At 72.7% G+C, this 17726-nt stretch carries 16 protein-coding genes and 1 pseudogene; 13 read left to right on the top strand and 4 right to left on the bottom strand.

Translation table 11 applies throughout. The features are described 5' to 3' along the window. The first annotated feature begins 47 nt into the window (after positions 1-47). The 12 genes and pseudogenes from ACSU6L_RS25455 (at position 48) to ACSU6L_RS25400 (ending at position 13617) form a co-directional block, all read left to right on the top strand. Positions 48-2363 (top strand): MMPL family transporter, encoded by a 2316-nt coding sequence (locus ACSU6L_RS25455; protein ID WP_437060357.1) that lies wholly within the window; start codon positions 48-50, stop codon positions 2361-2363. A 309-nt stretch (positions 2364-2672) separates the two neighbouring features. Further along, positions 2673-3758 carry a type III polyketide synthase gene (locus ACSU6L_RS25450; RefSeq protein ID WP_437060355.1) on the top strand — a complete coding sequence of 362 codons (1086 nt, stop codon included), beginning with the start codon at positions 2673-2675 and terminating at the stop codon, positions 3756-3758. A 76-nt stretch (positions 3759-3834) separates the two neighbouring features. After that, on the top strand, positions 3835-4971 hold the full coding sequence (locus ACSU6L_RS25445; protein WP_437060353.1) for a sulfotransferase family protein: 1137 nt from the start codon (positions 3835-3837) through the stop codon (positions 4969-4971). Further along, a complete protein-coding gene (gene cysC / locus ACSU6L_RS25440) occupies positions 4968-5522 on the top strand; it encodes an adenylyl-sulfate kinase (protein WP_073938730.1) in 555 nt (184 codons plus the stop codon). The genes ACSU6L_RS25445 and cysC overlap by 4 nt, the downstream gene beginning before the upstream one ends. Continuing rightward, positions 5519-6427 carry a sulfate adenylyltransferase subunit CysD gene (gene cysD / locus ACSU6L_RS25435; protein WP_437060350.1) on the top strand — a complete coding sequence of 303 codons (909 nt, stop codon included), beginning with the start codon at positions 5519-5521 and terminating at the stop codon, positions 6425-6427. The genes cysC and cysD overlap by 4 nt, the downstream gene beginning before the upstream one ends. A gap of 139 nt (positions 6428-6566) precedes the next feature. Beyond that, positions 6567-7826 carry a sulfate adenylyltransferase subunit 1 gene (locus ACSU6L_RS25430; RefSeq protein ID WP_437065054.1) on the top strand — a complete coding sequence of 420 codons (1260 nt, stop codon included), beginning with the start codon at positions 6567-6569 and terminating at the stop codon, positions 7824-7826. Continuing rightward, on the top strand, positions 7813-8967 hold the full coding sequence (locus tag ACSU6L_RS25425; RefSeq protein WP_437060348.1) for an ABC transporter substrate-binding protein: 1155 nt from the start codon (positions 7813-7815) through the stop codon (positions 8965-8967). Before ACSU6L_RS25430 ends, ACSU6L_RS25425 begins: the two co-directional genes overlap by 14 nt. Positions 8968-9000: 33 nt before the next feature. Next, the gene (locus ACSU6L_RS25420; protein WP_437060346.1) at positions 9001-9798 is read left to right on the top strand and encodes an ABC transporter ATP-binding protein; all 798 of its coding nucleotides are present in this window, start codon (positions 9001-9003) and stop codon (positions 9796-9798) included. After that, positions 9785-10690 (top strand): ABC transporter permease, encoded by a 906-nt coding sequence (locus ACSU6L_RS25415; protein ID WP_437060344.1) that lies wholly within the window; start codon positions 9785-9787, stop codon positions 10688-10690. The genes ACSU6L_RS25420 and ACSU6L_RS25415 overlap by 14 nt, the downstream gene beginning before the upstream one ends. A 106-nt stretch (positions 10691-10796) precedes the next feature. Continuing rightward, on the top strand, positions 10797-12092 hold the full coding sequence (locus tag ACSU6L_RS25410) for a PucR family transcriptional regulator (protein WP_437060342.1): 1296 nt from the start codon (positions 10797-10799) through the stop codon (positions 12090-12092). Between the two features lie 31 nt (positions 12093-12123). Next, the gene (locus ACSU6L_RS25405; RefSeq protein ID WP_437060340.1) at positions 12124-12570 is read left to right on the top strand and encodes a hypothetical protein; all 447 of its coding nucleotides are present in this window, start codon (positions 12124-12126) and stop codon (positions 12568-12570) included. 160 nt (positions 12571-12730) lie between these two features. After that, a pseudogene (locus tag ACSU6L_RS25400) lies at positions 12731-13617 on the top strand (GNAT family N-acetyltransferase). A 70-nt stretch (positions 13618-13687) separates the two neighbouring features. Here ACSU6L_RS25400 and ACSU6L_RS25395 read toward each other — a convergent pair. Both ACSU6L_RS25395 and ACSU6L_RS25390 read right to left on the bottom strand, forming a co-directional pair. Further along, positions 13688-14242 (bottom strand): TetR/AcrR family transcriptional regulator, encoded by a 555-nt coding sequence (locus ACSU6L_RS25395; protein ID WP_437060338.1) that lies wholly within the window; start codon positions 14240-14242, stop codon positions 13688-13690. Beyond that, positions 14239-14601, bottom strand: coding sequence for a DUF1304 domain-containing protein (locus ACSU6L_RS25390; RefSeq protein ID WP_437065052.1), 363 nt, complete (start codon positions 14599-14601; stop codon positions 14239-14241). The genes ACSU6L_RS25395 and ACSU6L_RS25390 overlap by 4 nt, the downstream gene beginning before the upstream one ends. 287 nt (positions 14602-14888) lie before the next feature. On the opposite strand from ACSU6L_RS25390, the gene ACSU6L_RS25385 reads away from it, so the two are divergent. After that, on the top strand, positions 14889-16028 hold the full coding sequence (locus ACSU6L_RS25385) for an MBL fold metallo-hydrolase (protein ID WP_437060336.1): 1140 nt from the start codon (positions 14889-14891) through the stop codon (positions 16026-16028). Here the strand turns inward: ACSU6L_RS25385 and ACSU6L_RS25380 are convergent. Continuing rightward, entirely contained in the window at positions 15959-17272 is a 1314-nt protein-coding gene (locus tag ACSU6L_RS25380) for a helix-turn-helix domain-containing protein (protein ID WP_437060334.1), read from the bottom strand. The genes ACSU6L_RS25385 and ACSU6L_RS25380 overlap by 70 nt on opposite strands. After that, entirely contained in the window at positions 17269-17427 is a 159-nt protein-coding gene (locus ACSU6L_RS25375; protein WP_437060332.1) for a hypothetical protein, read from the bottom strand. Before ACSU6L_RS25375 ends, ACSU6L_RS25380 begins: the two co-directional genes overlap by 4 nt. Between the last annotated feature and the right edge of the window lie 299 nt (positions 17428-17726).

Here is a 17726-nt window from a genome sequence, read left to right as displayed (position 1 = left end):
GCCCCCACACCCCCGGCACCTGCCACTACTGCACGAGGAGCGTTTCCGTGGCGACTTGGCTCTATCGGCTCGGGCTCGGCGCCCACCGTCGCCGACGGCTGGTCCTGGCCGTCTGGCTGGCCGTACTGGCCGCCGCCGTCGGCACGCTGATGGCCGTCGGCGGCAAGCTCGACAACGAGTTCACCATCCCCGGCTCCGAATCCCAGCGGGCCCAGGACACGATGGCCGAGGACTTCCCGGCCGCCGCCGGCACCAGCGCCCAGATCGTGTTCACCGCGCCCGAGGGGTCCAAGGTCAGCGATCCCGCGGCCGCGCAGGCCGTCCAGCGCACCCTGGCCGCCGCCCAGGACGCCCCCCAGGTCGCCGCGGTGATCCCGCCCGACAAGGCCGGCACGGTCACCCCCGACGGCCGTACCGCCCTGGCCCAGGTCAACTACGACGTCACCCGCTCCGCGCTCGACGACGGCACGCTCGACGCGCTGGAGGAGACCACGAAGGCCGCCGAGGAGGCGGGCCTCGAGGTCTCCGTCGGCGGACAGGCGTACGGCAACGGCGTGCTGACCCCCAGCGTCCTCGAACTGCTCGGCGTCGTCGTCGCGCTGGTCGTGCTCGTCATCACCTTCGGCTCGCTGCTCGCCGCCGGGATGCCGCTGATCACCGCGTTCGCCGGCATCGGCACCGGGCTGGTCGGACTGCTCGCGGTCTCCTCCGCGGTGACGGTGTCGTCGACCGCGCTGAGCCTGTCGCTGATGCTGGGCCTCGCGGTCGGCATCGACTACGCCCTGTTCGTGCTCTCCCGGCACCGCACCCAGCTCGCCCAGGGCATGGACCCGCGCGAGTCGGCGGGACGGGCGGTCGGCACGGCGGGCAGCGCGGTGGTGTTCGCCGGGACGACGGTGATCATCGCGCTGGTCGGGCTGACCGTCGTACGGATCCCGTTCCTGACGGTGATGGGGCTCAGCGCGGCGGCGACCGTGCTGATCGCCGTGCTCGTCGCGGTCACCCTGCTGCCCGCGCTGTTCGGCTTCGCGGGCGCCCGGCTGGCCCCGCGCCCGGGATCCCGGGCGGCCCGGCGGGCGGCGAGCGGCACGGACACCACGGAAGGCGCGGACGGTGCGGAGGCGGAGCCCTCCGCCGAAAAGGCCTCCGCCGAAAAGCCCGCCACCGAAGGGTCCTCCACCCCCAAGCCCCCCGTCGTCATGGGCCGGCGCTGGGCCCAACTGGTCACCCGGCGTCCCCTGCTCTTCCTGCTCGCCACGGTCGCGGCCCTGGTCACCGTGGCCGTGCCCGCCGCCGATCTGCGGCTCGCGCTGCCCGACAACGGCACCGCCGCGCACGACACCCCGCAGCGCGAGACGTACGACACCGTCGGCGAGGCCTTCGGGCCCGGCTTCAACGGGCCGCTGCTGATCCTCGCCGAGGCGGACGCCTCCGGGACGGAAGGGCAGCAACAGGCCGGCGCGGTGGCCGCGCGGCTGAAGGAACTGCCCGGGGTGGTGAAGGTCGGACAGCCGCAGTACGCGCCGGAGTCCGGGCGGGCGGTGATCCAGGTGGTGCCCGACGGCGGCCCGCAGGACGAGGCCACCCAGGACCTGGTGGACGCGATCCGCGGGGACGCGGACGCGATCGAGCGGGAGACGGGCGCCTCGGTCTCCGTGACGGGCACGACGGCCATCGGCATCGACGTCTCCGACCGGCTGCGCGCGTCGCTGCTGCCGTTCGCGGCTGTGGTCGTCGGGCTCTGCCTGATCCTGCTGCTGCTGGTGTTCCGCTCGCTGGTGGTCCCCGTGAAGGCGACGGTGGGATTCCTGCTGTCGGTCGGTGCGTCGTTCGGCGCGGTGGTGGCGGTGTTCCAGTGGGGCTGGCTGGCCGACGCGCTGGGCGTGGCCCGGACCGGACCGGTCGTCAGCTTCCTGCCGATCGTGCTGATGGCGGTGCTGTTCGGACTGGCCATGGACTACGAGGTGTTCCTCGTGTCCAGCATGCGCGAGGAATGGGTGCGCACCCGCAAGGCCAAGGAGGCGGTGGTCGAGGGGGCGGGGCACGCCTCACGGGTGGTGACCGCCGCGGCGCTCATCATGTTCTTCGTGTTCGCCAGCTTCGTGACGACGGAGGACGCGATCGTGAAACCGATCGCCTTCTCGCTGGCGTTCGGGGTGCTGGTGGACGCCTTCGTCGTCCGTATGACGCTGGTGCCGGCGGTGCTCGCCATGGTGGGCCGCGGCGCCTGGTGGCTTCCCCGTGGGCTGGACCGGGTGTTGCCGGACCTGGACATCGAAGGCGCGCGATTGCACGACGGCGCGCCGCCGGAAAAAAGTGAAACAGCTCATGAGATGAAAGTGAGCCAGGTCACCGTCGACTGAAAACAAGACGCCACTGGCTGAATTACAGACCGATATCAGGCCTGCTTTCCGGCGTTCGCCGGAAGGCAGGCCGTCGTTTTTCGGCCGCCTATTGTTACCGCTAGAGAAATTAACTCCGGAACATTTGATTCCACTCAAGAACCTGTGTTTGACTGAGGGCACGAAACATCGACAACCCTTCTGGCCTGCGCAAAGTCGCACAGAGCCGGGTTTCCCAGTTTCCCAGCGCTTTAACGCGCCTTCATGCACGATTCCCACACCCAACCCTCCTGCGGCCATTTTCCTATGCCCGAAGAAAAGGAATCAAGCATGCACATCGAAGAAAAGATTGCCCCTGCCCCGCGTGGCCTGCGTGCCGCCGCCCGCCCCGTCATCACCGGATCCTCCCATTCCTTCCCGGGGACTCGGAGCAGCCAGGACGAGCTGTGGCAGGACTTTTTCCACGAGCACTACGACGGTTTTCCGCTGGCCCGGCGGATATTCCAGAATTCCGGAATCAGCTCCCGGTCCACGGCCGTCGACCCGCGTGCCGAGAAGGAAGTCTCCCAGTGGAGCACCGGCCAGCGCATGGCCCGCTACATCGAGGAGGCCGTCCCGCTCGGCAAGCGCACCGTCTCCCAGGCCCTGGAGTCGGCCGGCCTGGCCCCGCAGGACGTCGGCCTGCTGGCGGTGGCGTCCTGTACCGGCTACACCACGCCCGGACTGGACCTGAGGCTCGCCGACGAGCTGGGCATGAGCAGCAAGGTCCAGCGGCTGTTCATCGGCCACATGGGCTGTTACGCCGCCGTCCCGTCGCTCGGCGCGGTCTCCGACTTCGTCGCCTCGCGCGGCCGCCCGGCCGTGCTGCTGTGCCTCGAACTCACCTCGCTGCACGTCCAGCCGCCCAGCAAGGACATCGAACAGATCGTGGCGCACGCCCTGTTCGCGGACGCCGCCGCCGCGGTCGTCCTGGAGCCCGACGCGGGCAGCGGCTACGAGGTGATCGACGTCGTCGCGATCACCGACCACTCCACCGCCGACCACATGAGCTGGCAGATCACCGACCTCGGCTTCAAGATGGGCCTGTCGCCCAAGGTGCCGGACGTGCTGGCGCAGTACGTCGGCGAGGTGGTCCGCGACCAGCTGCTCGCTCCGCACGGGCTCACCCCCGAGGAGGTCACCGGCTGGGCGGTGCACCCCGGCGGCAAGCGGATCCTGGAGGTCGTCGGCGAGCGGCTGAACCTGCCGGCCGGCGCCCTGGACGCCTCGTACGGCGTCCTCGACGAGTGCGGCAACTGCTCCTCCCCCACCGTCCTGATGGTGCTCCAGCGGCTGCCCGAGACGAACGGCCCGGTGGTCGCCATGGCCTTCGGCCCGGGTCTGACGCTGTACGCGGCCCTGCTGCGCCGCTCCTGAGGCGCGCCGCGCCCTTTCCGCTCGACCGCCCGACGCACCACCGCACCACGGACGCACGGAAGGAAACAGCTGCGCCATGTCCACCCAGACCCAGCCGGGCCAGGTCTTCGTCACCGGCACCGGACGCTGTGGCTCGACCCTCGTCTCGGAACTGCTGCGCGAGCACCCGCAGGTGCTCAGCCTGTCCGAGCTGTTCAACCACCTCACGGACATGTACCGCCTCACCGCCCGGGTCTTCCCCGAAGGCCCGATCACGGCGGCGGAGTTCTGGCGGATCCTGTCCTCCCGCAACACCGTCAACCGCCTGCTGACCGCCAACGGACTGGCCCCCAAGGAAGTCCTCTACCGCCCGTCGCCGGCCACCCGCTTCCAGGCCGACACCGGCATCCCGGCCGTCCTGCTGACCACCCTGCCGCACCTGAGCGAGTCGCCCGACGAGCTGTACGACGAGCTGGAGGCGGCCGTCGCCGGATTCCCCGACGCCGGGGTCGGCGAGCACTACCTGCGGCTGTTCTCCTGGCTGTGCGCCCGCTTCGGCAAGACCCTGTGGGCGGAGCGCAGCGGCGGCTCGCTGATCCTCGCCGGGCAGTTCCGCGAGCACTTCCCCGACGCCCGCTATCTGCACATCGTGCGTGACGGCCGGGACACCGCGCTGTCGATGAGCCGGCACAACGGCTTCCGGATGGCGGCGGTGGTGATGGCCCTGCACCTCACGCTGGGCCACGACCCGTACGCCGAGGAGCCCGACCCGAACGTCGAGCGCGATCTGGGCTTCGTACCGGAGGAGCTGCTGCCGTTCCTGCCGGAACGTTTCGACGCCGAGGCGGTGCGCGACTACCGGCTGCCGGTGTCGCTGTTCGGCACCTACTGGGCCGACGAGATGAAACGCGGCATGGAGGCGATGTCCGCGCTGCCACGGGAGAACGTGCTGCACGTCTGGTACGAGGACCTGCTCACCGCGCCCGAGGAGTCACTGCACCGGATCGCCGAGTTCCTCGGCCCGGACTTCGTGGACGCCGACTGGGAGCGCCTGGCCGCGGCCAAGGTGGGCGCGCCCTCCTCCACCTGGCGTGATCTGCCCGACGCCGAGCGCGAGGAACTGGACCAGGCGTGCGCCCCCGGCTTCTCGGTGCTCGCCGCGCACGGCGTCGTCCCCACGACCGGCGCCGGTACGACGAACAAGACCGCCTCGACGGCAAGGAGTGGCGCATGAGCAGGCGAGCCCCCCTCACCCAGGGCGCCACGGTCTGGCTGACCGGGCTGCCCAGCTCCGGCAAGACAACCCTGGCGCAGGCCCTGGCCAGCCGCCTCACCCGGGAAGGACACCGGGTGGAGGTGCTGGACGGCGACGAGATCCGCACCTTCCTCAGCGCGGGCCTCGGCTTCACCCGCGAGGACCGCGACACCAACGTGCAGCGCATCGGGCTGGTCGCCGAGGTGCTGGCGCGCAACGGCATCCTCGTCCTGGTCCCGGTGATCGCCCCGTACGAGGACAGCCGCGAGGCGGTGCGCAAGCGGCACGAGGCGAGCGGCACCCCGTACCTGGAGGTGCATGTCGCCACCCCGCTCCAGGTGTGCGCGGTCCGCGACGTGAAGGGCCTGTACGCTCAGGCCCGCGCCGGGCGGCTGTCCGGGCTGACCGGCATCGACGACCCGTACGAGCCGCCGCAGTCGCCGGACGCCAAGGTGGAGACCCAGCTGCAGTCCGTGGGCGAGTCGGTGGACGTCGTGCACGCGCTGATGGCGGAGCGGGGGCTGCTGTGACGGCGGTGGCGCCCCTCCTCACCCACACCGACGTCCTGGAGTCGGAGGCCGTGCACATCTTCCGGGAGGTGGCCGGCGAGTTCGAGAAGCCCGTGCTGCTGTTCTCCGGCGGCAAGGACTCGGTCGTCATGCTCCACCTGGCGCTCAAGGCGTTCGCGCCCGCGCCGGTGCCGTTCGCGCTGCTGCACGTCGACACCGGGCACAACTTCCCCGAGGTGCTGGCCTACCGGGACCGGGTCGTCGCCGAGCACGGCCTCACCCTGCACGTGGCCTCCGTGCAGGACTACATCGACCGCGGGGAGCTGCGCGAACGCCCCGACGGCACCCGCAACCCGCTGCAGACCAAGCCCCTGCTGGACGCCATCACCGGCGGCGGTTTCGACGCGGTGTTCGGCGGCGGGCGGCGCGACGAGGAGAAGGCCCGCGCCAAGGAGCGGGTGTTCTCGCTGCGCGACGAGTTCGGCACCTGGGACCCGCGCCGGCAGCGGCCCGAGCTGTGGCAGCTGTACAACGGCCGCCACCTGCCCGGCGAGCACGTCCGCGTGTTCCCGCTGTCGAACTGGACCGAGCTGGACGTGTGGCAGTACATCGCCCGCGAGCGGATCGAGCTGCCGGAGATCTACTTCGCGCACGAGCGGGAGGTGTTCCTGCGCGCTGGGATGTGGCTGGCGCCCGGCGAGTGGGGCGGCCCGAAGGACGGCGAGCCGGTGGAGAAGCGCCGGGTGCGCTACCGGACCGTCGGCGACATGTCCTGCACCGGCGCGGTGCTGTCCGAGGCCGCCGGAGTGGACGAGGTGATCGCCGAGATCACCGCGTCCCGGCTCACCGAGCGCGGTGCCACCCGCGCCGACGACAAGCTCTCCGAAGCCGCCATGGAGGACCGCAAACGCGAGGGGTACTTCTGAGATGACGGCAGACGTGTCGGCGTACGGCCACCCCCCGCATTTCACCGCCGCCCTCATGATGCGCAACATCTTCCAGGAGGCCAGGTCCCGGCTGACCGCCGGATCCCCGGCTGCCGTACAGGAGGGACACCACAACCCCATGCCCCACCTCACGCAGGACCGTGACCCGTCCACCGCCCGCCGGGCCGCCGAGGCGGACCTGCTCCGCTGGGCCACCGCCGGTTCGGTGGACGACGGCAAGTCCACCCTGGTCGGACGCCTGCTGCACGACTCCAAGTCGGTCCTCGCCGACCAGCTCGAGTCCGTGTCCCGGCAGGGCACCCCCGACCTGGCCCTCCTCACCGACGGCCTGCGCGCCGAACGCGAGCAGGGCATCACCATCGACGTCGCCTACCGCTACTTCGCCACCCCGCGCAGACGGTTCATCCTCGCCGACACCCCCGGCCACGTGCAGTACACCCGCAACATGGTCACCGGCGCCTCCACCGCCGAACTCACCGTGATCCTCGTCGACGCCCGCAAGGGCGTGGTGGAGCAGACCCGGCGGCACGCGGCGGTGGCCGCGCTGCTGCGGGTGCCGCAGGTGGTGCTGGCGGTGAACAAGATGGACCTCGTCGGCTACGACGAGTCCGTGTTCGCGGAGATCGCCGGGGAGTTCGGGCGGCTCGCCGCCGGGCTCGGCATCCCCGAGGTCGCCGCCATCCCGATCTCCGCGCTCGCCGGGGACAACGTCGTCGAGCCGTCCACGCGCATGGACTGGTACGGCGGCCCGACCGTCCTCGCCCACCTGGAGAGCGTGCCGGTCGCCACGGAGGTGACCGAGACGCCCGCGCGGTTCCCGGTGCAGTACGTCATCCGCTCCGGGGACGGGCGCCTGTACGCCGGTCAGCTCGCCGCCGGCGTGCTGCGGGTCGGCGACCGGGTGACCGTGCTGCCGTCCGGGCGGACCACCACCGTCACCGGCATCGACGTGCTGGGCGAGCCCGCCGAGCTGATCGGCGCGCCCCGCTCGGGCGCGCTGCGGCTCGCCGACGACCTGGACGTCTCGCGCGGCGACGTCATCGTGCCGGCGGACGCGCCGCCGACGGTGGCGCGGGACGTCGCGGCGGCCGTGTGCCATCTGCACGAGCGGTCGCTGCGCCCCGGCGACCAGGTCCTGCTGAAGCACACCACGCGCACGGTGCGCGCGGTGGTCCGCCGGGTCGGCGGCACGGGACGGCTGGACCTGAACGACATCGGGCAGATCGAGCTGCGCACCGCCGAACCGCTGGCGTTCGACCGGTACGCGGACAGCCGCCGCACCGGCTCCTTCGTGCTGATCGACCCGGCCGACGGCGCCACCCTCACCGCGGGCATGATCGGCACGACCGCTCCGGGAACGCCCGATGCGTCAGCCTGACCGGCGGCTCACGGGGGAATCCGGGAGCCCGGCGCGGCGGGGCCCCGGCCCCGCCGTCCTGGCGCTGCTCCTGCTGGTGCTCACGGTGGCGGGCTGCGGCTACGGGTCCCGGGCACCGCAGACGGCGGCCGCCGCGCCGGCCGTCGGCAGCGGTCCGCCGCTGTCGGCGGAGTCGGTCACGGTCGGCTATTTCGCCAACGTCACCCACGCCACCCCGCTGGCCGGTGTCCAGGAGGGCTTCTTCACCCGCGAGCTGGGCGGCACCCGGCTGCGCACCCAGGTGTTCAACGGCGGCCCGTCGGCGCTGGAGGCGCTGAACGCGGGCGCCGTCGACATCGCCTGGATGGGCCCCTCGCCCGCCGTCAACGGCTACCTCCGCTCCGACGGCCGCAGCCTGCGGATCGTCTCGGGCGCGGCCTCCGGCGGCGTGTCCCTGGTCGTCGACAAGGACGTCGACGTGCGCGGCACCGACATCCGGGGCCTCAGGATCGCCACCCCGGAGGCGGGCAACACCCAGGACGTGGCCCTGCTGCACTGGATCCGGGAGCAGGGCTGGGACGTCGACCCGCACACCGGGCGCGGCGACGTCACGGTCGTGCGGCAGTCGTCGAAGGAGATCCCGACGAGCTTCCGGCGCGGCGCGATCGACGGCGCGTGGGTGCCCGAGCCGGTGGCCGCGCAGCTCGTCGCGGCCGGCGGGCGGGTGCTCGTCGACGAGGCCGACCTGTGGCAGGACGGCGCGTTCGTCACCTCCCTGGTGGTGGTCTCCCAGTCGTTCCTCGACGACCACCCCGACGTGGTGGAGGCGGTGCTGCGCGGCGCGCTGCGGACCAACAAGTGGCTGACGGAAAGCCCGGAGAAGGGCAAGGCGGGCGTCAACCGGGCCATCGAGGCGGCGACCGGCAGGCCGCTGCCGCCGGACGTCCTCGACGCGGCCTGGCGCAACGTCCGCCTCACCGCCGATCCGCTCGCCGCGACCCTCGCCGAGGAGGCCGAGCGGGCCGACCGGCTGGGGCTGCTGGGCGGGAAGGCCACGGCCCTGCGCGGCATTTTCGACCTTCGCGTGCTCAACGGGGTGCGCGCGGAGCGGGGCGAACCGGCTGTGGACGACGCCGGCCTCGGGGTCCCGAGCGGCACCTGACGCCGGCTTTCGACTACCAAAGGATTTGATCACATGTCAGAAACGGTGCTGCGGGCCGACGCACCGGCACGCCCCCCGCTCGCCCTGGCCGGGGCGGAACCTCCCGCCGTGCGCCTCACCCATGTCTCCAAGTGGTTCGACAACTCCGGGCGGCGGCAGGTCGTCCTCGACGACATCGACCTGACCCTGGACCGGGGCGAGTTCCTGTGCGTGCTCGGCGCGTCCGGGTGCGGCAAGTCGACCCTGCTGAACCTGGTGGCGGGCCTGGACCGGCCGTCCGCGGGGTCCATCGACGTGCCCGGCGGGCGGCGGGCCGCGCTGATGTTCCAGGACCACGCCCTGTTCCCGTGGCTGACCGCCGGGCGGAACGTCGAACTCGCGCTGCGGCTGCGCGGGATGCCCCGGCGGGAGCGGCCGGAGGAGGCGCGGCGGCTGCTGGACCTGGTGCGGCTGAAGGACGCGTACGGCAAGCGCGTCCACGAGCTGTCCGGCGGCATGCGCCAGCGGGTGGCGCTGGCGCGGGCGCTCGCGCAGGACGCGGACGTGCTGCTGATGGACGAGCCGTTCGCCGCGCTCGATGCGATCACCCGGGACGTGCTGCACGAGGAGCTGAGCCGCATCTGGTCGGAGAACCAGCTGTCGGTGGTGTTCGTCACCCACAACGTGCGCGAGGCGGTGCGGCTCGGGCAGCGGGTCGTGCTGCTGTCGTCGCGGCCCGGACGCGTGGTGCGCGAGTGGAGCGCCGACGCCCCCGGCACCCAGGAGGCCGCGCTGACGGCCCGGGTCACCGACGCCCTGCGGGAGGAGATACGCCGTCATGGGCGCCGGTGACACCGTCACGACCGAACCCCGGCCGGGCGCCGAGACCGCGGCGGTCGGGGCGGGCCTCGACGCGCTGGACAGCGCCCCCGCCGGGCCCGCGCGGGCGCCGCTGGGGCGGATCCTGCGGACGCGGGTGCTGCCGCCCCTCGTGGCGGTGGCGGTCGTACTGCTGCTCTGGCAGGCGGCGTACGCCGCCGAGCTGAAGCCGGACTATCTGCTGCCGTCGCCCGCGGACGTGGGGCGGGCCCTGTCGGACCAGTGGTACGAGGGCACGCTGTTCTCCACGGTGTGGACGAGCATGGAGCGCGGCGCGCTCGGCTTCGCGGCCGCCGTGCTGCTCGGTACCGCGCTGGGGCTGCTCCTCGGCGCGGTGCGCCCGGTGCGGGTGGCGATCGGGCCGGTGCTGTCGGGCCTCCAGTCGCTGCCGTCGGTGGCGTGGGTGCCGGCCGCGGTGGTGTGGTTCGGTCTCACCGACGCCACCATCTACGCCGTCGTCCTGCTGGGCGCCGTACCGTCCATCGCGAACGGGCTGCTGGCCGGCGTCGACCAGGTGCCGCCGCTGTACCTGCGCGCCGGGCGGGTGCTCGGCGCGACCGGCACGGCCCGGGTCCGGCACATCCTGCTGCCCGCCGCGCTGCCCGGCTATCTGGCCGGTCTGAAGCAGGGCTGGGCGTTCTCCTGGCGGTCCCTGATGGCCGCCGAACTCATCGCCAGCTCCCCGGAGCTGGGGCTCGGCCTGGGCCAGCTCCTGGAGAACGCCCGTTCCTACCAGGACATGGCGCTGGTGCTGGCCACCATCGGGGAGATCCTGGTCGTGGGCGTCGCCGTCGACCTGCTGGTGTTCGCGCCCCTGGAGCGCAGGGTGCTGCGCTCGCGGGGCCTGGCGGGCGCCCGCCCCTGAACCGCGCCCCGGACCGGTCCGATCCCCCCTGAGGACCGGCCCGGGGCGCAACCGGCTCCCTTCATCCCCATTCATCCCCCGTTCCCCCTCTGCTGTACTGACGCCTGTGACGACGACCGCGGACTCCGCCCCCGGCTGGCTGCTGCGCCTGGCCCCCGAGGGGGTGCCCCCGGAGGCCGCCTGCCCGGCCGAGACGCTGGCGGCGGCCGAGGCGGAACTCGGGCCAGGCCCGGTCGGCTGGGCCGTCGAGGTCGCCCGGGACATGGCCGCGGACATCGTGCGGCAGGTGCCGGAGCACGGCGGCGCCGGGGCGTATCCGCCGTTCCGGCGGGCGGTGGAGGCGACGGTCCTGACCGCCCTGCGCGGCCTGCTCACCGAACCGCCGCCCACGGCCGAACTCGTGCCGCCGGAGGCCGTCGCGGGCAACGCCGAACTCGCCCGCCGCAACGTCCCCCTGGACCGGGTGCTGCGCGGGGTGCGGCTCGGCCACGCGCATCTGCACGCCCGGCTGATGGCGGCGCTGGACCGGGAGCCGGAGGAGACCCGGGCCCAGGAGACCCACCGGGTCAGCGAACTCCTCTTCGTCTACGCCGACGTCCAGGCCAGCCGGCTCGCCGAGGAGTACGTCGCCGAACGCGACCGCTGGCGGCGCAGCACCGAGGCGGCCCGCCGCCGCACCGTCGACGACCTGCTCGCCGGCCGCCCCGTCGGCGACACCGCGGCCACCCGCACCCTCGGCTACGACCTGGCCCGCCACCACGCCGCGTTCATCATCACGTCGACCGCTCCGGACCCCTCCGAGCGGGCGTTGCGCCTGCTCGCCGCGGAGCTGTCCCGGGCGGCGGACGGCGAGCACCTGCTGACCGTCGCCGCGGGCGGCACGGAACTGTGGGCGTGGACGTGCTGGCCGTCCCGCCCGCCGCGTGACGCGCTCAGCCGCCTGCCGCGCCTCGTCCCCGAGCGCCGCCCGCTGCGCGTCGCCGTCGGCCCGGTCGGCTACGGCGCGGAAGGCTTCCGGCGCAGCCACCGCGGCGCCCGCGAGGCCGACCGGATAGCCCGCCTGGGCCGCACCGGCTGGCTCTGCGACTACACCGACGTCAGCACGGCGGCCCTGCTCACCGCCGACCCGGAGCACGCCCGCTGGTTCGCCGCCGGCGTCCTCGGCCCCCTCGCCGCCGACGACCCCCGGGTACGCGAACTGCGCGAGACCCTGCGCGTCTACCTCGCCGAGGGCCGCAGTCCCCAGAGCGCGGCCGAACGCCTCTTCGTCGCCCGCAACACGGTCACCTACCGCGTCCACCGCGCGATGTCCCTCCTGGGCCGCCGCCTGGAGACCGACGCGCTGGAACTGCGCCTGGCCCTGGAGATCATGCGGCTGCTGGGGCCGCCGGGTGGGTCCTAGAAGCTGTCCGGCCGTGCAGTATCGGCACCGCATGACGGGGACAGACGGCGCTGTGATCGCCGACGACGATGTCCTGACTCTGCTGGTCGAGCGCGTTCCCGAGACCAGACCTCTGGTCGAAGAGAAGTACGGGCTTCGGCAGGATGAGGCGCCGCCTGCAGTCGACACGGGGCCCGATCTGTATGAAAACCTGCTCGACCTCCTGACGAGACCGGTTCTCCAGCCGGCCTTGTCACGTGCGGAACCGGACAGCGATCTGCTGTGGCGATGCTTTGGCTTCGTGGAGGACATCTACGACGACGCCAGGGAGTACCGGCGCGGCGCCGTCTATTTCCAGATACTGGAGTGCCTCGTTGAGGCAAGGCCGTATTTGGAGAATGCCATCCCCTACCTGCGAGGGCCGGTCCGGGAGCGGGTATCCAACATGCTCGAGCACTACGAGGTCGAGGGCTACGAGCACGGCCTGCTTTCGCTCTGAACAGGCGGCACCCAACGCATCTGGCTTTCGGAGCCCACCGGACCGTGCTGGAACCTGCCTGTCTGACCCGCCCATCCACCGGCGCCGTGACGTACGATCCCTCCCGTACCGCATCGCATGGCGGCCTCCCGACAAGTGTTCTCTCCACCGGAGGCTCCGCATGCCCGAAGTGCGTCCCTTCCACCGTGCCGACCGCGACCAGTTGACCGAGTTGGTCAACGCGCATGTCGCCGCCGTCCTCCCCGGTCTCTCCGTGTCCGTGAACACGGTGCTCAGCTCGCTGGAACGGCAGCCGGACGAGTTCGTCACCGACCCGTGGGTCGGCGAGCGGGTCACCCTGGTCGCCGAGCGGCGGCGGTACGTCGTCGCGGCGGCCCACCTGCTGCGGTACCGCGCCGACGCGGAGGTCGGCGAAAGCTATCGGGACACCGGTGAAATCAACTGGTTCATCCACCAGCCGCCGACATCCCTCTTCCCCGGCACCGAGCAGGTCGCCGACCGGCTCATGAGTGCCTGCCTGGCCCAGCTGGCCCGCTGGAACGTGCGCGCACGGCGCCTGGGGTGTACGGGCTGCCGCGACCGTGGCCGCACATCCGGGCCGTCTACGAACGCGCGGGCTTCCACCACACCGGTGACACGGAGGTGCTGCTCCTGGCCCGGGTCGCCGACCTGCCCCGGCCCGAGCACCGGGCCGGTGTCACGGTCGAGCGCACGCTCGGGGAATGCGGTACGCGCCTCACCGCGTACCTGGACGGGCAGGCCGTGGGGTTCGTCGAGGTCGATACGTCCCTGGCCCGGCCCGAGCGCCACCTGCGGGGGGCCGCCGGCCTCGCCGACCTGGGCAACCTGCACATCGCGCCGCCCTACCGCGATGACGGCTGGGACCGGCTGCTCCTGGCCCATGCCGCGGACTGGCTCCGCCTGGCCGGTGTGGAACGCCTCCTCGCCTACGAGTCCGCCGACGAACCCGAGGCGATCCAGCGGCTGCTCGACGCCGGTTTCCGCGAGCTGACGCGGACGGACCGCGGCTGGGAGCACCAAGCCTGACACCGTGACCGGCATCGCCGTTCACTCGGACGGGCTCCCCGCGAGGTCAGCGCAAGGCTGAGCGGGCGGCTCACCGGCTGCGGTGCAGGGCCACCAGTAGCTGCCACGACTGGTGGGCGATCTCCTCCGAGGAGGCCTCGATCCGCCCGTGCAGCCAGTCCGCGAGGACCCCGGTGAAGGTGGCGGCCACGGCCGACGCCACCAACGGGGCGTCCGCGGCTTCCGCCAGCTCGCGCTCGCGCAGGCTGTAGGCCCGCAGGTCCCGGTACAGGACCCGCCCCAGCGGACCGCTGCCGCCCGGGGCCAGCAGCGTGCGGTACAGGGCGGCGTGCGGGGCGAGCGAGGTGAAGAAGTCCACCAGGGCCGCCGGCGCCCGCACCGGGTCGGGGCGGCCGCGCCACGCGTGCAGGGCTTCCACCGCCTCCCGTACGACATCGGCGCAGGCGTCCACCGCCAGCGCCTCCAGGTCGGCGTAGTGCACGTAGAAGGTGGCCCGGCCGACCCCCGCACGACGGGCCAGCGCGGCCACGCTGACCTCGTCCAGAGGACGCCGGGCGCACTCGTCGAGGAGCGCTTCCCGCAGCTTGGCCCGGGTGCGGGCCGCCCGGGGGTCCTCCGCGGTCATCCGGCGACGAGGACGGCGGCCAGGGCGAGCGCCGCGGGGAGCGCCTGCACGACGAGGATGCGGCGGCTGGCGGTGGTGGCGCCGTACACACCGGCGACGATCACACAGGCCAGGAAGAACACCTGCGCGCGGAACCCGGTCGGGTCGTCGCAGACCAGGCCCCACACCAGACCGGCCGCGAGGAAGCCGTTGTAGAGCCCCTGGTTGGCCGCCAGCGACGCGGTCCGCCGCGCCATCTCCGCGTCGAACCCGTGGAACCTCATCCCCGGCGTCTTCTGCCACAGGAACATCTCCATCACCAGGATGTACACATGCTCCACCGCCACCAGCGCGACCAGCGCGTTCGCCAGGATCTCCATGGGCAGCAGACTCCGTCGTTCGTCAGACACCTCCAGGAAGTTCCTGGACAGGTGTCCACTATAGCTGGACACCTGTCCAGGAAATCCAGCCAGGGGTGAGTTGTGCGCGGCTAGCGCATCGCCGCCGATGATGTACGCCGATCCCAAACAGCCGCCGGACTTTGGGCGGTGGGACCAAAGCCCGAGGGGCGTCCGCGCCGTTGACTGCTGGCAGGAACCTCACCTGTCGACGCGGCTTCACCGCGTACCCGCAGCCCGTACGTCCCTTCGTCACCTCGGGATTCGCCATGCCCAGTTCCCCTGACGCATCCGTCACCCCCGTCGCTCACACCCGCCGGACCGTCCTGCGTACCGCCGCCGCTGCCTCGGGGCTCGGTGCCGCCGCCGCGTTGTCCCTGCGGCCCACACCCGCCACCGCCACCCCTGCCAAGGGGGGCTCCCGCACCGAGCTGGTGCTGCTCGGAACCAGCGGCGGGCCCGTGCCCATGTACGGCAGGGCCGGGATCTCCTCGGCGCTGGTGGTGGACGGGCGGGTGTATCTGGTGGACTGCGGGCCGGGGGCGTTCGGCCGGTACGCGGAGGCGGCGCTGACCGCCGGGCAGCTGGACGGCGTGTTCGTGACGCACCTCCACTCCGACCACCTCGCCGACCTGTACGCCCTGCTGTGGCTGCGGTTCGGGGGGTTCCAGCCGCTGGGCGGGCCGGTGCACGTGTACGGGCCGGGGTCGGCGGGGGAACTGCCGGCGGTCCATCCGGCCGGGCGGTCGGTGGACACGGTCAGCCCGTCGTCCCCCGCGCCGGGCACGGCCGAGCTGCTGCGGCGGCACATCCAGGGCACGGCGTACGACATCAACGTACGGATGCGCAGTGAGGGGTGGCCCGACATCCGCGAGCTGATCGTGGCGCACGACATCCGGTTCCGGATGCCGAAGGGCGCCGGGCCGGACCGGCTGATGGCGCCGCCGATGAAGCCGTTCGAGGTGATGCGGGACGAGCGGGTGCGGGTGACGGCGACGCTGGTGGAGCATCCGCCGGTGTTCCCCTCCTTCGCGTTCCGCTTCGACACCGCCGACGGCTCGGTGGTGTTCAGCGGGGACACCGCGCCCTGCGGGAACGTGGCACGGCTGGCCCGCGGCGCGGACATCCTGGTGCACGAGGTGATGGACCTCGCCACGCTGAAGCTCGGCGGGCTGAAACCCGCCCAGCTGCGGCACATGGAGATCAGCCACACCGACGCGAGCAAGCTGGGGCCGCTCGCCGAGCGGGCCGGGGTGGACACGCTGGTGCTGAGCCATCTGGTGCCCGGGGCGATCAACATCGTCCCCGACAGCACCTGGGACGCGAAGGTGCGGCAGGGCTACTCGGGGCGGGTCGTGGTGGGCCGGGACCTGGTGCGTCTGCCGGTGGGGCGGGCGCGGCGCGGCTGAGGCCCGCTGCGGCCGATCTCGCCGCGCAGCCGCTGGGCGCGCAGCACCAGCTCCAGTTCGAAGCGCCGGTCGGGGTCGTCGATGCCGTCGCCCCACAACTGCCGTATCTGTCGTAAGCGGTAACGGACGGTCTGTGGATGAACGCCGAGCCGAGCGGCCACCTCGGGCGCCCCGCCCCGGGTCTCCAGCCACGCCAGCAGGGTCTCCGCGAGCCGCCGCCCGTGGGTGGGCCCGCACGCGGCGAGCGGGGCGAGGCAGCGCACGGCGAGGTCGTCGATCAGCTCCTCGGGCTGGAGCAGCACCAGCGCCTCGGTGTGCTCGGTGCAGAACAGCACCTCCCCGGCGGGCAGCAGCCGCCGTTCCATGAGACGTACGGCGGCCTCGGCCCAGTTCAGGGACTTGGCGGCCTCGGCGAGCGGCACGGGCGGGCCGATGGCGCCCGCCCAGCCGGTCAGCGTGCGCTGCAGCAGTTCGGGCCGGCCGGCGGCGTCCGGTTCGGGCACGACCATGCGGGGCCGCTCGTACTCCATGTCGAGCAGCACGCCCTGCCCGACGGCGGGCGCGACCGCCTCCCGGGCGGGGCGCAGCAGCACTCCGACGGCGACCTTCTCGGGCAGTGGCCAGCCGATCCGCGCGGCCCGTTCGACGAGGGCGTCGGCGGGGTCGTCGCGGTGGGTCTCGGCGAGCAGCACCTCCAGCAGGCGGCGCTGGTGGCGCAGCCGTTCCCCGGCCTGGCGGGCTGCGGCCTCGGCGTAGCCGCGCACGGACTGGTCGACGAGGCCGTCGAGGTACTCGTAGCCGGCGTCGACGAGTTCGTACATCGCGGGCGGCGGGATCTCCACGCGCTGGCCGATGTCGGCGAACCGGCGCCAGGCCAGGCGTACGCCCATCCGGTAGATGGCCTGGAGGGAGTCCAGGCTGCGGCCGTTCAGTCCCTCGCCGCGGCCGAAGTTCTCGAAGAGGCCGGGCGGCACGGTGGGACGGCCGGCCGCGTCGTGGACGTGCTCCAGGTGCTGCACGAAGCACTCGATGGCGCGGCGGATGCCGACCAGCGCCATCGGCTCCCCGTTCTCGTCCAGCACGACGGGCAGGTGCGGGTACTCGCGGCGGATCTCCCGCATGATCTCCTCGGCGAGCGCGGGCGCCTCGGCGAGGGCGATCGCGGAGAACCGGCGCACCTGCATCCGGGGCACGTCGTGCCAGGCGGAGCGCGGGGTGAGCGTCGCGGTCCGGTCGGCGGTCACGGCCGGCTCCCCCGGCCCGCTTCCTCGTATGTGATCAGTGGGGTGTCCGGCTGGTCGGGGGTGGCTTCGAGCAGCGCGACGACGCCGAACGCGGCCGCGACGGCGAGGGCGGCGGCGGCCACGACGGTGACGGTGGCGGCGAGCAGTCTGGACATGCGGGGTCTGCCTCTCTGGTCCGGAGTCCGGAGATCGTCCGGAGGTCCTCCCACCCCGGGAGTCCCGCCCCTGCCTGTCGCTGCTCAGTGTCGACACGGCGGTCACACCGCGTCAAGGGAAGACTCCCGGCAGCGCTCACGAAATGACGTGACGTCAGCTACAACAACCGCCGAAATTGTCATCCCGGTGAGTAGCCGTGGCGATGCCCTGGGCCAAAACTGTCCACCCACCCCGGACACAGCGAGTCCACAGAGTCCACCGCGAGAAGCCCCACCGGAACACCCCCTCCCCCACGCCG

This window comes from Streptomyces sp. enrichment culture, from assembly GCF_964272855.1.
In the GTDB taxonomy this organism is placed as follows: Bacteria; Actinomycetota; Actinomycetes; order Streptomycetales; family Streptomycetaceae; genus Streptomyces.
Note: the sequence above shows the minus strand (reverse complement) of the source record. Positions and strands in the feature narration are given on the sequence as shown.

Excerpts from the sequence above, each read along its gene's own strand:
- ACSU6L_RS25385 (WP_437060336.1), top strand. The coding sequence starts at position 14,889 with ATGCCCAGTTCCCCTGACGCATCCGTCACCCCCGTCGCTCACACCCGC.
- ACSU6L_RS25425 (WP_437060348.1), top strand. The coding sequence starts at position 7,813 with ATGCGTCAGCCTGACCGGCGGCTCACGGGGGAATCCGGGAGCCCGGCG.
- ACSU6L_RS25390 (WP_437065052.1), bottom strand. The coding sequence starts at position 14,601 with ATGGAGATCCTGGCGAACGCGCTGGTCGCGCTGGTGGCGGTGGAGCAT.
- ACSU6L_RS25430 (WP_437065054.1), top strand. The coding sequence starts at position 6,567 with ATGCCCCACCTCACGCAGGACCGTGACCCGTCCACCGCCCGCCGGGCC.
- ACSU6L_RS25395 (WP_437060338.1), bottom strand. The coding sequence starts at position 14,242 with ATGACCGCGGAGGACCCCCGGGCGGCCCGCACCCGGGCCAAGCTGCGG.
- ACSU6L_RS25375 (WP_437060332.1), bottom strand. The coding sequence starts at position 17,427 with ATGTCCAGACTGCTCGCCGCCACCGTCACCGTCGTGGCCGCCGCCGCC.
- ACSU6L_RS25420 (WP_437060346.1), top strand. The coding sequence starts at position 9,001 with ATGTCAGAAACGGTGCTGCGGGCCGACGCACCGGCACGCCCCCCGCTC.
- ACSU6L_RS25415 (WP_437060344.1), top strand. The coding sequence starts at position 9,785 with ATGGGCGCCGGTGACACCGTCACGACCGAACCCCGGCCGGGCGCCGAG.
- ACSU6L_RS25445 (WP_437060353.1), top strand. The coding sequence starts at position 3,835 with ATGTCCACCCAGACCCAGCCGGGCCAGGTCTTCGTCACCGGCACCGGA.
- cysC (WP_073938730.1), top strand. The coding sequence starts at position 4,968 with ATGAGCAGGCGAGCCCCCCTCACCCAGGGCGCCACGGTCTGGCTGACC.
- ACSU6L_RS25450 (WP_437060355.1), top strand. The coding sequence starts at position 2,673 with ATGCACATCGAAGAAAAGATTGCCCCTGCCCCGCGTGGCCTGCGTGCC.
- ACSU6L_RS25405 (WP_437060340.1), top strand. The coding sequence starts at position 12,124 with ATGACGGGGACAGACGGCGCTGTGATCGCCGACGACGATGTCCTGACT.